This is a genomic window from Achromobacter sp. JUb104 (genome assembly GCF_024806975.1).
In the GTDB taxonomy this organism is placed as follows: Bacteria; Pseudomonadota; Gammaproteobacteria; order Burkholderiales; family Burkholderiaceae_B; genus Achromobacter; species Achromobacter spanius.
Map to the genome: position 1 here is coordinate 76,219 of NZ_JANUEY010000003.1, position 13,380 is coordinate 89,598.

The window sequence follows — 13,380 nt, forward strand, 5'->3', positions numbered from 1 at the left end:
CACGCCGTTGCCGAATTATCCCTTCAGGCAAGCATTGAGCGCCTGATCGAAATCAAACAGCAGATCGGCCTCGTCTTCGATGCCGACCGACACACGGATCAGGCTGTCCGCGATGCCCATTTGCTTGCGGCGTTCGGCACCCATCTCGTAATAGATGGTGTGCGCGGCAGGCAGAGCCAGGCTGCGGGTGTCGCCCAGGTGCGTTGCCATCAGCACAATGCGCAGGCGGTTCAGGAAATCAAAGCAGTCCACCCCATCGGCCAGCTCCACGCCCAGCAAGCCACCAAAGCGCGAGCCGAACAAGGCGGCGGCGCGCGCATGCTGCGCGTGGCCCGCCAGGCCGGGGTAATGCACCTTGGCCACGCCAGGGTGTTCGTTCAGAAAGCGGGCCAGCGCCAGCGCGTTGGCGCAGTGCTTGGCCATGCGCAGCGCCAGCGTCTCGGCGCCCACCGCGATGCGGTGCGCGGGCTCGGCCGCCAGCGTGCCGCCCATGTCGCGCAAGCCCTTCTTCTTGATCTGGGTCAGACCCCAACTGGTGGACGGACCCTTGCGGTAGGCGTCGTAGATGTTGGAGTAATCGGCCCAGTCATACAGGCCCGTGTCCGTCACCGCGCCACCCAGCGCGTTGCCATGGCCGCCGATGTATTTCGACAGCGAATTCATCACCAGCGACGCCCCCACCGTTGACGGGCGGAACATCCAGGGCGACGTCAAGGTGTTGTCCACGACGTAGACCAGATTCTTTTCGCGGCAAATCTCGCCAATCACCGCCAGGTCGGCCACTTGCGTGCCCGGGTTGGCGATGGTTTCCGTGAAGACCATGCGCGTGTTCGGTTGAATGGCCGCGCGCACTTGCGCCGCGTCCGTGGCGTCAACAAAGGTGATCTCGACGCCCAACTCAAGCAGCGTGCCCAGCAGGCTGTTGGTATTGCCGAACACGAACTGGCTGGACACCATGTGGTCACCGCGGCGCAGCAGGGTCGTGAAGATGGCCGACAGCGCCGCCATGCCCGTGGCGAAGCTGACGGTGCCCTTGCCGCCTTCCATGTGGTTGATCTTGGCTTCCAGCGCCGTGGTGGTGGGCGTGCCTTGGCGTGCGTACGTAAAGCCCGCCTTGCCCTGGAAAACCGCGGCCAGCTCACGCGCGTCGTCGTAGGCGAATTCCGATGACGGATGCATCGGCTTGTGCACCGCTCCGTGCTCGACGGATTGCTGGCGGTCGGAATGGAGGATCGTGGTGGTAAAGCCGTTCTGGTGCATGATGGGCTGAATAAAGAAAGATCTGGAAAAAAGGTCGGGCCTAAAAGTCGGACGGACCGGTCAGGCTTTGCGCTGACGCACGGTTTCGTACAGGCAGACGGCGCTGGCCACGCTGACGTTCAGGCTTTCCACCGAACCCAGCATCGGAATGTTCACCAACTGGTCGCAGGTTTCGCGGGTCAGGCGTCGCATGCCCTCGCCTTCGGCCCCCATCACCCACGCCATGGGCTGACGCGCGTCGATCTGGTGCATGCTCTCGGTGGCCTGGTCATCGGTGCCCACCAGCCACACGCCGCGATCCTTCAGGCTGCGCATGGTGCGCGCCAGATTGGTCACCATCAGATAGGGAACAGTATCCGCCGCGCCGCAAGCCACGCGCTGCACGGTGGCGTTCAAACCCACCGCGCGGTCACGCGGTGCGATCACGGCGTGCACGCCCGCCGCATCAGCCGTACGCAGGCAGGCGCCCAGATTGTGCGGGTCTGTCACACCGTCCAGAATCAACAGCAGCGGCGGCCCTTCGATCACGTCGAGCACTTCGTCCACGTCCACCGCCAACTGGCGCTCGTCGGCCAGGGCAACCACGCCTTGGTGGCGCGTGCCGCGCGACAGCCCGTCCAGGCGTTCCATCGGAACCGGATGCACGCGGCAACCCGCCTTCTCGGCCTGTTCGATGAACGTCTGCATGCGCTTGTCGCGGCGCGAGGCCTCGACATAGATTTCCTTGATCGACTCGGGCGCGTGGCGCAGCCGCGCGACAACCGCGTGAAACCCGGCTAGAACTTGGGTCGACGCCATAAATGCAATACCTTTAGATAAACGAATACCCGCCCCAAAGGGGGCGGGCCACCGGACCAAGCCGGCCATCAACGCAATGTTACCCCTTATGGCCTTACCGCCCTACGGCGGGCCGACCATGAAGGGACCATCAACCCGGAGGTCAATGGCGCTTGTGCGTCGCCTTTTTTGCCGGGGCGGCGCGCTTGGCCGTCCGAGGCGGCTTGCCCGCTTTCTTGGCGTCCGCGCGGCGTTCCTTGGCGGTCTGCCCTTTCAGCGCGGCCGGCTTCGGCGCCGCCGCCTTTTTCACGCGGCGCACCGGCTCGTCAGGACCCCGGGCGGATGCCTTACGCAAGGCGTCGAAACTCGTGCCCTGCACCAGACGGAACTCGATACGGCGCGCTTCCAGGTCAACACGCGCCACCTGCACCTGCACCTTGTCGGTCAGGCGGTAGCGCATGCCCGTGCGCTCACCGCGCAGTTCATGCAGCCCATCGTTGAATTGGAAGTACTCGCCGCCCAGTTCGGACACGTGCACCAGCCCTTCAACGTGCAGCGTATCCAGCGTAACGAAGATGCCAAAGCTGGCCACGCCGGTTACGGTGCCGCTGAAGTCTTCGCCCACGCGCTCTTTAACGAACCAGCACTTGAGCCAGGCCTCGACGTCGCGAGACGCCTCGTCGGCGCGGCGTTCGGTGGCCGACAGCACCAGGCCCATCTTTTCCCAGATGGCCTGTTCATGTTCTTTCTGCGTACGCCCGATGACCACCGCGTGGTCGTCCAGGCTGGGCACATAGCGCTGCCCGGCCAACAGCGCCTTGATGACACGGTGCGTCAGCAGGTCGGGATAGCGGCGAATGGGCGACGTGAAGTGGCTGTAGCCCGGATAGGCCAAACCGAAGTGGCCCATGTTGTCAGGGCTGTAGACGGCCTGTTGCATGGATCGCAGGCACATGGACTGCAGCAGCTGGTAATCAGGACGGCCGCGAACAGTATCAAGGAAGTCGCCGTAGTCCTTGGCCGTGGGCATATCGCCCCCGCCCAACGACAGGCCCATCGTACGCAGGAATTCGCGCAGCGACTGCAGGCGTTCCGGCGTGGGACCTTCGTGAATACGGTACAGGCCAGGATGCTTGCTGCGCGTCATGAAATCGGCCGCGCAGGTGTTGGCGGCCAGCATGCATTCTTCGATCAGCTTGTGGGCGTCGTTGCGCACCGACGGCACGATTTGTTCAATGCGGCCCAGTTCGTTGCAGACAATCTTGGTTTCGACGGTATCGAAATCAATGGCGCCCCGCTTCTTGCGGCCCTGCACCAGCAACTGGAACAGCTCATACAAGTGCTGGACATGCGGCAACACGTTGCGCATCGCGGCGGCGGCGGGGCCACCAGGCTGCTGCAACGCGGCCCAGATGTTCGTGTAGGTGGTGCGGGCCTGCGAATGCATCACCGCGTTATAGAACTGATAGGCCGTGACCGTGCCGGCCTTGGCGCCCGTCGCGGGGATCACCATGTCGCACACCAGCACCAGGCGGTCTACGTCGGGGTTCAGCGAGCACAGTCCGTTGGACAGGGATTCCGGCAACATCGGAATGACGCGGCGCGGGAAGTACACGCTGGTGCCGCGTTCGATGGCGTCATCATCCAGCGCATCGCCGGGACGCACGTAATGGCTGACGTCGGCAATGGCCACCAGCAGGCGCCAGCCAGGACGCTTGCGTTGGCCCGTGCCGAGTTCGACAGGTTCGCAATACACGGCGTCGTCGAAGTCGCGCGCGTCTTCACCGTCGATAGTGATCAACGGCACGTCACGCAAATCAACGCGGTCTTTCAGGTCGCTCTTGCGCACCACGTCAGGCAGGCGGGCAGCCTGCTTGCGGGCCGCCTCCGAGAACTCGACCGGCACGTCGAACTTGCGCACGGCAATTTCGATTTCCATGCCGGGGTCGTCGATTTCGCCCAGCACTTCAGCCACACGGCCCAGCGGCTGCGTGTGGCGAGTGGGCTGCTCAATGATTTCAACCGCGACCACCTGCCCATGCTGGGCGCCATTGGTATCGCTGGGAGGAATCAGGATGTCGTGCTTGATGCGCTGGTCTTCCGGCACAACGATGGACAAACCATGCTCGTGCAGGAAACGGCCCACCAGCTTATTGGTGCGGCGCTCAATGACTTCAACGATGGTGCCTTCCGGCTTGCCCCGGTATTCGCCGGTGGGCTTGACCAGCACGCGGTCGCCATGCAGCACCTTGAGCATTTCGCGCGGGGACAGGAACAGGTCCGGCCCGCCATCATCGCGCAGCAGGAATCCGAAGCCGTCGCGGTGACCCAGCACCTTGCCGGCCACGAAGTCCAATTTGGTGGCCAGCAGCAAGACGCCCTTGCGGTTGGGCATAAGCTGGCCGTCGCGCTCCATGGCGCCCAGGCGGCGTTCAAATCCGACCATCGTCGCCGCGCGCTCGACGCCCATGCGTTCGGCCAATTCCACCGGAGACAACGGCGAACCTGCGGAACGCAGCGCGGTCAGAATGGCTTCACGGGACGGGACGTCAGGGTCGAAGTCCGGCGGCGCTTCGGGCAAGGATGTTGATCTGTTGTTTTTCGATTCGTTATTCGATCGTTTTGCCAAAGCTGAAATTTCCGTATATAATGCGCAGCTTCTGTGGTTCGCCCAAGGCTGAACACTGAAGCAGAAATGGTCAGAAGGGTTGCAAATCAGGTGTCAAAACCAAGCTTGCCACCCTAGGTCGAAAGACCACATTGTAAAACCAAGTGCGCTCAGGACGCATGTTTTAGTTAAGTCAGTATGTTGAAAACAACGCAAGTTGAAATCCACATACAGCACTTAATAAAAACAATGCAACTAGGGCCGCAGCGTATCACATAGTTCTGACAAGTATCTCTCAGTGCCCAGGTGGCGGAATTGGTAGACGCGCACGGTTCAGGTCCGTGTGCCGCAAGGTGTGGAGGTTCGAGTCCTCTCCTGGGCACCACGGAATTTAAATCGAATCCGTTTTCAAACGGGTTGGATAGCATGAAGCAGCAGTAAAAGTAGTACCAGCAGCAAACCTGCTAGAGCAAATAGCTCTTCCAGTGCCCAGGTGGCGGAATTGGTAGACGCGCACGGTTCAGGTCCGTGTGCCGAAAGGTGTGGAGGTTCGAGTCCTCTCCTGGGCACCACCCGCATATAAGTCAGAACAGCGTTTGCGCTGGGTTGATAGCAAGGCTGAAGGCCCCGAATATCGAAAGATGCTCGGGGCTTTTGCTTTATGCGCGCCAATAAGCGCAAGCGGCTGACATTCGGGGCTGACAATCGGGGCTGACAATCGGGGCTGACATTCGGGGCTGACAATCGATACATCGGGCGCATTATCCGATGCACCCGATTTGCGCCCAGCCGATTTGATTATTCACCCTCTTCCCACCTAGCCATGGGTGAAGACATTAACGCCACGGCACCTTGCGCTGCAAATGATGGCGCGCATAAAGATCCTCACCCATCCCTTCGATCTGCCCGTCGATCAGCGCTTCGAACGGCCGCAACAAGGTGTCGACATTCATCGGGGATTCGATTGCGTTCAAGGCGTGCGTCACCGCTTCAATGGTGGACAGTGCGCCCGGAATGTCGGCATGGCGAACGCGATAGCGTGTCGTCAGCCCCGCCGGCAGCATCACACGCGGCAGCGCCGCCAGCTCCGGGTTGATGTGCAGCAGCTTGCGCGCGTGCCCCCAGGTGCCGTCCGGCACGATCAGTTGAATCGGCTGATCCAGATCCCGGCCATAACCGGGCGTCAAGACTTCGGCGGCAGGCCCTGGAAACAGCAGACGGGGCGCGTAGCCCGGCTTTTCCCACACATCCGGCGTGAAGGTTTCGCCCACCACGCGCCGCGCGCCGGCCAAACCCAGCACCGCCAACCTGGCCGTGTTCAAGGCATGACGCACTTCACTGGGATGCTGCAGCACCAACAGACGGGTGCGGCATGACAAGGTGGGGATAAGCGCGCACAGACAGTGGGATTCGGGGCGCAGGCAACGCGTGCATAGGGCTCGAGACATGGGGCGACACTATAAACTCTGGCCAATAAACTCTTGCTTGCGCACGCCAAAAAAAATGTGCATAATCTCGCTTCTCTGCTGCTGAACAAGAAACGCCGCGCAAGCGACGAAACATGTGAAGCAATAGGGAAGAGCAACATAGCCCAGGTGGCGGAATTGGTAGACGCGCACGGTTCAGGTCCGTGTGCCGCAAGGTGTGGAGGTTCGAGTCCTCTCCTGGGCACCAATTATTACATCACGAGGTACCTGTCGTGATGCGCCAAGAAAAACCCCGTTCGTGAAAACGACCGGGGTTTTTTCTTTTTCGCGCGCCGACATTGCGGGGCGGCGCTGTCGACCAACTTCGATTCGCCTACGTTGGCCGGATCGCGCTACTTCAGGTCGCCCTACTTCAGTTCGCGCGTCATCACGACGTGCGGAATGCCGGCTTCGATGAATTCTTCACCCTCGACGGTGAAGCCGTGCGCCTCGTAGAAGCCAGCGGCATGCTTTTGCGCGTGCAGCACCAGCATGCGGTGCCCGTCGCCATGGCCCTGTTCGATCAGGGCGTTAAGCAACTGACCGCCCACCCCCATGCCACGCGCCCGTTTGTGAACGGCCATGCGGCCGATGTGCCCATCAGGCAACAGGCGACCCGTACCCATCGGCGTGCCGTCGGGGCCATAGGCCACCGCATGCACCGACACGGCGTCGTCGTCATCCAGCTCTACCTCCGGCGGCACCTTCTGTTCAACCACGAACACCTCGTGGCGGACCGAATAGGCATCATCGCGCAGGCGGTCCCAGGTACCCAGGGCAATACGCACCGCTGATTGCTTGTTGGTCGACATCTCCATTTCCTCGCGTGCGGCAGATCAACAATAAATATCCTACGCCGCATTCTCGCAGGGATGACAACGAGACGAAAAGGGGTACGATCGCGGCTTGCCCACGTTGCCCGCACCCAACATGACGCCCGCCGCACCCCCGACCTGGTTGAAAGCCGCCCCCGCGCTTTTCCTGTTGTTGTGGTCCAGCGGCTTCGTGGTGCTGAAGATCGGCCTGGCTTACGCCGACCCTCTGACCTTCCTGGCCGTGCGTTACGCCTGCGTCGTGCTCATCCTGGCGCCATTCATGCTGATCATGCGCCCGCCTCTGCCCCAAGGCGCGCGGGCATGGGGCCATCTGGCCATGGTCGGCGTGCTGTTGCAGGCCGGGTATTTCTGCTGCACCTACCTGTCGCTGAAACTAGGCATGTCCGCCGCCGGGCTTGCGTTGATTGCATCGCTGCAACCCATTCTGATCGGCCTGTTGGCGCCCATGATCGCGCATGAACGGGTCGACGCCCGGCGCTGGGCGGGGCTGGGCCTGGGCGTTGCGGGCGCCGCGCTGGTCATCGTGGCCAAGGCGTCCATCGATGTGCTCGCGCCGCTAGGGCTGCTGTTCGCCGTGGGCGCGCTGCTTTGCATCACCAGTGGCACGCTCTACGAAAAGCGCTACGGCGCGGCCACGCATCCCGTCACGTCCAACCTGGTGCAGTACGCCGTCGGGCTCGCCGTGACGGCGCCGCTGGCGTTCGCGCTGGAACCCATGCACATTGAATGGACCGGCCCCTTGCTGGCCGCGCTGGCGTACCTTGTCGTGGGAAATTCGCTGGTCGCCATCACCTTGCTGCTGACCATGATCCGGCACGGCGAAGCCTCGCGCGTGTCCGCGCTCTTTTTCCTGGTGCCACCCTGCGCCGCCATTTTTGCGCTGTTGGCGCTGGACGAACCCATCCCGGCGCTGGCGTGGCCAGGCATGGCGTTAGCCGCAGCGGGCATTCTGCTGGTTAGCCGCAGCGCGCGCCGGAATCCACAGCCATCCAAGTAGAATGAGCGCCTTCCCGCGCCCACGCCCCTATCCATGAACGCCGTCATCACTGCCGCCCTGCCGGTCTTCGCGCTGATCCTGACCGGCTGGCTGGCAGCCCGGGGCAAGGTGCTGGGACCCGGCGCCACGGACGCCTTGAACCGCTACGTGGTCTACCTGTCCTTGCCGGCGCTGCTGTTTCGCGCCATGACGCAGGTGGATCTGGCGCATATGGCGCACTGGGGCTTTGTGGCCGCCTTCGCGGGCGGCATCGCCGTCACCTTCCTGGTGTCTTTCCTGCCCGGCCGGGGTGGACGGCGCCCGCTCACCGACCGCAGCATCGAAGGCCTGGCGGCATCCTATGCCAATGCAGGCTACATGGGCATCCCGCTGTGCGTGGCGCTGTTTGGCGCGGAAAGCCTGGCGCCCGCCGCGTTCACCACGCTGCTGACCGCCAGCGTTCTGTTCGGCTTTGCCATCGCCCTGATCGAGTTCGACCGGCAACAAGCGCCCAACGTCGGCGTCACGCTGCTCAAGGTGGGCCGCGCGTTGATGCGCAACCCCTTGCTGGCCGCGCCGGTGCTCGGCCTGGCCTGGGCCGCTACCGGCCTGACGTTGCCCGAAGGCATCGACCGCTACGTCGCACTGCTGGGCGCGTCGGCCAGCCCTTGCGCGCTGGTCACCATCGGCTTGTTCCTGGCGCAGACTGAAACCGCCACCGCGGGCCCCGGCGTACTGCGCCTGGTGGTCGGCAAACTGCTGCTGCAGCCCGCCGTTACCGCGGTGCTGGCCTTCTATGTGTTTTCGATGCCGCCGCTGTGGGCCTGGACCGCCGTGCTGATGAGCGCGCTTCCCATCGGCACGGGCCCCTTCATGCTGGCGAAGATGTACGGGCGCGACGCCCGCGTGACCTCGCGCGCCATTCTCGTTTCCACCGTCGCGTCCGTGTTCACCGTCAGCTTGCTGGTGGCCTGGATCAGCGCCCACCCCATTTCCTGATTGCCAGTCATGCTGCTTGCCGCCGCCATCTTCATCCTGACCATCACGCTCGTCATCTGGCAGCCACGGGGCCTGTCCATCGGCTGGAGCGCGGTCATCGGCGCCGGCCTGGCGTTGGCCACCGGCGTGGTCCACGTGGCCGACATCGCGGATGTCTGGCGCATCGTCTGGAACGCCACCGCCACCTTTATCGCCATCATCGTCACCAGCTTGATCCTGGACGAAGCCGGCTTCTTCGAATGGTCCGCGCTGCACGTGGCGCGTTGGGGCGGCGGACGCGGGCGGCTGTTGTTCGTGCTGATCGTGCTGTTGGGCGCCGCCGTGTCGGCGCTGTTCGCCAATGACGGCGCGGCCTTGATCCTGACGCCCATCGTCATGGAAATGCTGCTGGCGCTGGGCTTTGGGCCGGGCGCGTCGCTGGCCTTCGTGATGGCGGCGGGCTTCATCGCCGATACCGGCAGCATTGCGCTGATCGTCTCGAACCTGGTGAACATCGTGTCGGCCGACTTCTTCGGCATCGGCTTTGGGGAGTACGCGTCGGTAATGCTGCCGGTGAACCTGATGGCGGTGGGCTCCACACTGGTGGTGCTGCTGCTGTTCTTTCGCAAGAGCATTCCGCCGCGTTATGACGTCAGCCAACTGCCCGCGCCCGCCTCGGCCATTCGCGACCCGATCACCTTTCGGGCAGGCTGGATCGTGCTGGGCTTGCTGCTGACCGGATTCTTCGTGCTGGAACCGATGGGCATACCGGTCAGCGCCATCGCGGCGGCCGGGGCGCTGGGCCTGCTCTTGATCGCGGGACGCCAGCACATCGTGGGCACGCGCAAGATCATGCGCGAAGCGCCCTGGCACATCGTGATCTTCTCGCTGGGCATGTACCTGGTTGTCTACGGCCTGCGCAACGCCGGCCTGACCGCGCATCTGGCGCGGGTGCTGGATTGGTGCGCCGAATATGGGCTGTGGGGCGCGGCGATGGGCACGGGACTCATCACGGCGTTCCTGTCGTCCATCATGAACAACCTGCCCACCGTGCTGGTGGGCGCGCTGTCGATCGCCGACACCAGCGCCACCGGCCCGCTGAAAGACGCGATGATCTACGCCAACATCATCGGCAGCGACCTGGGTCCGAAGATCACGCCCATCGGCAGCCTGGCTACCCTGCTCTGGCTGCACGTGCTTGCGCGCAAAGGGCTGCGCATCACTTGGGGCTATTACTTCAAGGTGGGCATCGTGCTGACGCTGCCGGTGCTGCTCTTGACTCTGGCAGCGCTGGTGTGGCGCTTGCAGTAAATCCGGGGGATCCCCGTTGCGCCGCCTTTTAATTACTTTTAGTTATTAGACAAGCATTAATTGATGGTATGAGCAATTAAACTGCCGCCGTAAACTTTCATCCATCTCCACGGGCGCCGCTTATTGCGCCCGTTTGCTTTGACGAATCCGATCCCACCGGGATACCCCATGAGCTCCAACGCCTCGACCCTGCCCCTGCCCTCGGCCCTGCCGCCCATCCATATCAACCGCAAGCCCCTGTGGATTGCCCTGCTGCTGTTGCTGGCCGGCGCGCTGTATCTGCTTCAAACCGTCAGTTGGCGCCAAGGCGCGCTGTGGGCCATCGGCGCGCTGTTGGGTGTCACGCTGTACCACGCCTCTTTCGGTTTCACGCAGGCCTGGCGCGTGTTTGTGTCTGACCGCCGCAGTGCGGGCCTGCGCGCGCAGATGCTCATGCTGGGCGTGGGCGTGCTGCTGTTCTTCCCCTTCCTGGCAGCGGGCACGCTGTTTGGCCAACCGGTCACGGGCTTTGTGTCGCCGCCGGGCGTGTCGGTGCTGTTGGGTGCGTTTCTCTTTGGCGTCGGCATGCAGCTGGGCGGCGGCTGCGCCTCCGGCACCTTGTTCGCCGTGGGCGGGGGCAATACCCGCATGCTGGTCACGCTGCTGTTCTTCATTGTGGGTTCGGTCGTTGCCACCGCCAACTTTGAATGGTGGTCCGCCCTGCCCGCCCTGGCGCCCACCTCGCTGATCAAGACCTGGGGCCTGGCGCCCGCGCTGATCGCCAACCTGGCCGTGTTCGCGCTGATTGCCTGGGGCGCAACGGCTCTGGAAAAGCGCCGCCACGGGCACGTGATTTCCTTCGCATCGCGCACGTCGCGCCCCGTGTCCTTGTTGCAAGGCCCCTGGCCGCTGATCTGGGGCGGCGTGGCGCTGGTGGTGCTGAACTTCGCCACGTTGGCCTTGGCCGGCCGCCCCTGGGGCATCACGTCGGCCTTCGCCCTGTGGGGCGCCAAGACCTTGAACGCCGTCGGTGGTGACGTTGCAAGCTGGGCCTACTGGGCCAAGCAGCCGTCGCTGGGCGCTCCCCTGCGCCAGGACGTCACTACCGTCATGGACATTGGCTTGATGCTGGGCGCGCTGGCCGCGGCCAGTGCTGCGGGCAAGTTCGCCCCCGTCTGGAAAGTACCCGCGCGTTCGCTGGCGGGTGCGGTCATCGGCGGTCTGTTGCTGGGCTATGGCTCGCGCCTGGCGTTCGGTTGCAATATCGGCGCCTACTTCAGCGGCATCCTGTCGGGCAGCCTGCACGCCTGGCTGTGGCTGCCGGCCGCCTTCGCAGGCAGCGCGCTGGGCGTGCACCTGCGCCCCGCTTTCGGCCTGGCGGTGGAAAAAACCTCGCAAGCCTCCAGTTGCTGATGCCCCGCTGTTGAAAAACAGTGTTCCACGCACGGCCCCCTGTTTTCAGGGGGCTTTCTTTTTGGGGCGCTGCCGGCTGGTGTATGGTTGCTGCAATTCCGCATCACGGAGAGGAACATGAGTTGGATGCTTGGCCGTTACACGGCCTTTTTGTTGACCCTGGCCGGCGCTGCCGTCACCGCCGTCCTGGCTTTCACCAGTTCGCTCTGGTGGCTGTGGGCCGCCGTTCCTCTGGCAATGCTGGGCGCGCTGGGCGTGTACGACCTGATCCAGACCCGCCATGCCATCCGTCGCAACTACCCCGTCATTGGCAATCTGCGCTTCCTGTTCGAGTTCATTCGGCCCGAGATCCGCCAGTATTTCCTGGAAGACGATACGCATGCGGCGCCGTTCTCGCGCGCGCAACGCTCCATCGTTTACCAGCGCGCCAAGCGCGAAGTCGACAAGCGCCCGTTCGGCACGCAGGAAGACGTCTACGGCGACCGCTATGAGTGGATCAACCATTCCATGTCGCCCTCGCACATCAACGACACGGATTTTCGCGTGACGGTGGGCGGGCCCGATTGCACGCAGCCTTATTCCATGTCGGCCTTCAACGTGTCGGCCATGAGCTTCGGCGCACTGTCGGCCAACGCCGTGCTGGCCCTGAATGAAGGCGCGCGCCAGGGTAACTTCGCGCACGACACCGGCGAGGGCGGCATCAGCCGCTACCATCGCCAACCTGGCGGCAGCCTGGTGTGGAACATCGGCTCGGGCTATTTCGGATGCCGCGACGAACAGGGCGCGTTTTCAGAAGAAGCCTTCATCAAGAACGCCTGTACACCGCAGGTGAAGATGATTGAAATCAAGCTGTCCCAAGGCGCCAAGCCTGGGCATGGCGGCATCTTGCCCGCGAGCAAAGTCACGATCGAAATCGCGGAAGCGCGCGGCGTCGTCGCGTGGCAGGACTGCAATTCCCCGGCCAGCCACTCGGCCTTCGACACGCCCATCGGGCTGCTGAAATTCGTGGCGCGCCTGCGGGAATTGTCGGGCGGCAAGCCGGTGGGCTTCAAGTTCTGCGTGGGTCACCCGTGGGAATGGTTTGCCATCGTCAAGGCCATGCTTGAAACCAACATTACGCCGGACTTCATCGTGGTCGATGGCGCGGAAGGCGGCACGGGTGCCGCGCCCGTGGAATTCGTGGATCACGTGGGCACGCCCTTGCGCGAAGCGCTGCGCCTGGTGCACAACACGCTGATCGGTGTGAACCTGCGTGACCGCATCAAGCTGGGCGCATCGGGCAAGATCATCACCGCGTTCGACATGGCGCGCGTGATGGCCATGGGCGCCGACTGGTGCAATGCCGCGCGCGGCTTCATGTTTGCCATCGGCTGCATCCAGGCCCAAGCCTGCCATACCGGCAAATGCCCCACCGGTGTCACCACGCAAGACCCCTTGCGGCAACGCGCGCTGGTGGTGCCGGACAAGGCGCAGCGCGTGGCTGACTTTCAGCGCAATACACTGCACGCACTGGCCGAACTTCTGGCCGCAGCGGGCTTGACCCACCCGAACCAGTTGCGCCCGCATCACATCGCGCGCCGCATCTCGCCCAGCGAAATCCGTCTGCTGTCCGCGCTGTTTCCCGAGCTGGCGCCGGGTGAACTGCTGCGTGGCGAATTCCGCCACCAGGTCTTCCGCGTGGGTTGGGCGATGGCGCAAGCGGCGTCGTTCCAGCCCACCCAGGACATCACCACGGCGATGGCCGAACACCGCGCATAGGGTTTTTGCCCTTTTCGC

At 63.6% G+C, this 13,380-nt stretch carries 10 protein-coding genes and 3 tRNA genes; 8 read left to right on the top strand and 5 right to left on the bottom strand.

Annotated features, from left to right (window positions below; all coding sequences use genetic code 11):
• Window positions 1-15: 15 nt before the first annotated feature.
• The 3 genes from M2361_RS20820 to rnr all read right to left on the bottom strand — a co-directional run bounded on the left by M2361_RS20820 (window position 16) and on the right by rnr (window position 4,666).
• Entirely contained in the window at window positions 16-1,260 is a 1,245-nt protein-coding gene (locus M2361_RS20820) for a cystathionine gamma-synthase family protein (RefSeq protein WP_259251607.1), read from the bottom strand.
• Window positions 1,261-1,320: 60 nt separating this feature from the next.
• A complete protein-coding gene (gene rlmB, locus M2361_RS20825; RefSeq protein ID WP_100857043.1) occupies window positions 1,321-2,058 on the bottom strand; it encodes a 23S rRNA (guanosine(2251)-2'-O)-methyltransferase RlmB in 738 nt (245 codons plus the stop codon).
• A gap of 142 nt (window positions 2,059-2,200) precedes the next feature.
• Complete coding sequence (gene rnr, locus M2361_RS20830; RefSeq protein ID WP_259251608.1) at window positions 2,201-4,666, bottom strand: ribonuclease R; 2,466 nt, start codon at window positions 4,664-4,666, stop codon at window positions 2,201-2,203.
• Window positions 4,667-4,945: 279 nt separating this feature from the next.
• On the opposite strand from rnr, the gene M2361_RS20835 reads away from it, so the two are divergent.
• Both M2361_RS20835 and M2361_RS20840 read left to right on the top strand, forming a co-directional pair.
• A tRNA-Leu gene (locus M2361_RS20835) sits at window positions 4,946-5,030 on the top strand.
• Window positions 5,031-5,132: 102 nt separating this feature from the next.
• Window positions 5,133-5,217 (top strand) — tRNA-Leu (locus M2361_RS20840).
• Between the two features lie 264 nt (window positions 5,218-5,481).
• Here M2361_RS20840 and M2361_RS20845 read toward each other — a convergent pair.
• Complete coding sequence (locus M2361_RS20845; RefSeq protein ID WP_259251609.1) at window positions 5,482-6,093, bottom strand: tRNA-uridine aminocarboxypropyltransferase; 612 nt, start codon at window positions 6,091-6,093, stop codon at window positions 5,482-5,484.
• 141 nt (window positions 6,094-6,234) lie between these two features.
• On the opposite strand from M2361_RS20845, the gene M2361_RS20850 reads away from it, so the two are divergent.
• Window positions 6,235-6,319, top strand: a tRNA-Leu gene (locus M2361_RS20850).
• A gap of 160 nt (window positions 6,320-6,479) precedes the next feature.
• On the opposite strand, the gene M2361_RS20855 is transcribed toward M2361_RS20850, so the two are convergent.
• Entirely contained in the window at window positions 6,480-6,929 is a 450-nt protein-coding gene (locus tag M2361_RS20855) for a GNAT family N-acetyltransferase (protein ID WP_404976432.1), read from the bottom strand.
• A gap of 112 nt (window positions 6,930-7,041) precedes the next feature.
• On the opposite strand from M2361_RS20855, the gene M2361_RS20860 reads away from it, so the two are divergent.
• From M2361_RS20860 to M2361_RS20880, 5 genes are all read left to right on the top strand, one after another.
• Complete coding sequence (locus M2361_RS20860; protein WP_259252634.1) at window positions 7,042-7,944, top strand: DMT family transporter; 903 nt, start codon at window positions 7,042-7,044, stop codon at window positions 7,942-7,944.
• A gap of 33 nt (window positions 7,945-7,977) precedes the next feature.
• Window positions 7,978-8,922 (top strand): AEC family transporter, encoded by a 945-nt coding sequence (locus tag M2361_RS20865; RefSeq protein ID WP_259251610.1) that lies wholly within the window; start codon window positions 7,978-7,980, stop codon window positions 8,920-8,922.
• Between the two features lie 9 nt (window positions 8,923-8,931).
• On the top strand, window positions 8,932-10,212 hold the full coding sequence (locus tag M2361_RS20870; RefSeq protein WP_259251611.1) for an arsenic transporter: 1,281 nt from the start codon (window positions 8,932-8,934) through the stop codon (window positions 10,210-10,212).
• A gap of 168 nt (window positions 10,213-10,380) precedes the next feature.
• Complete coding sequence (locus tag M2361_RS20875) at window positions 10,381-11,604, top strand: YeeE/YedE family protein (RefSeq protein ID WP_259251612.1); 1,224 nt, start codon at window positions 10,381-10,383, stop codon at window positions 11,602-11,604.
• Window positions 11,605-11,721: 117 nt separating this feature from the next.
• A complete protein-coding gene (locus M2361_RS20880) occupies window positions 11,722-13,362 on the top strand; it encodes an FMN-binding glutamate synthase family protein (protein ID WP_259251613.1) in 1,641 nt (546 codons plus the stop codon).
• Window positions 13,363-13,380 lie beyond the last annotated feature (18 nt).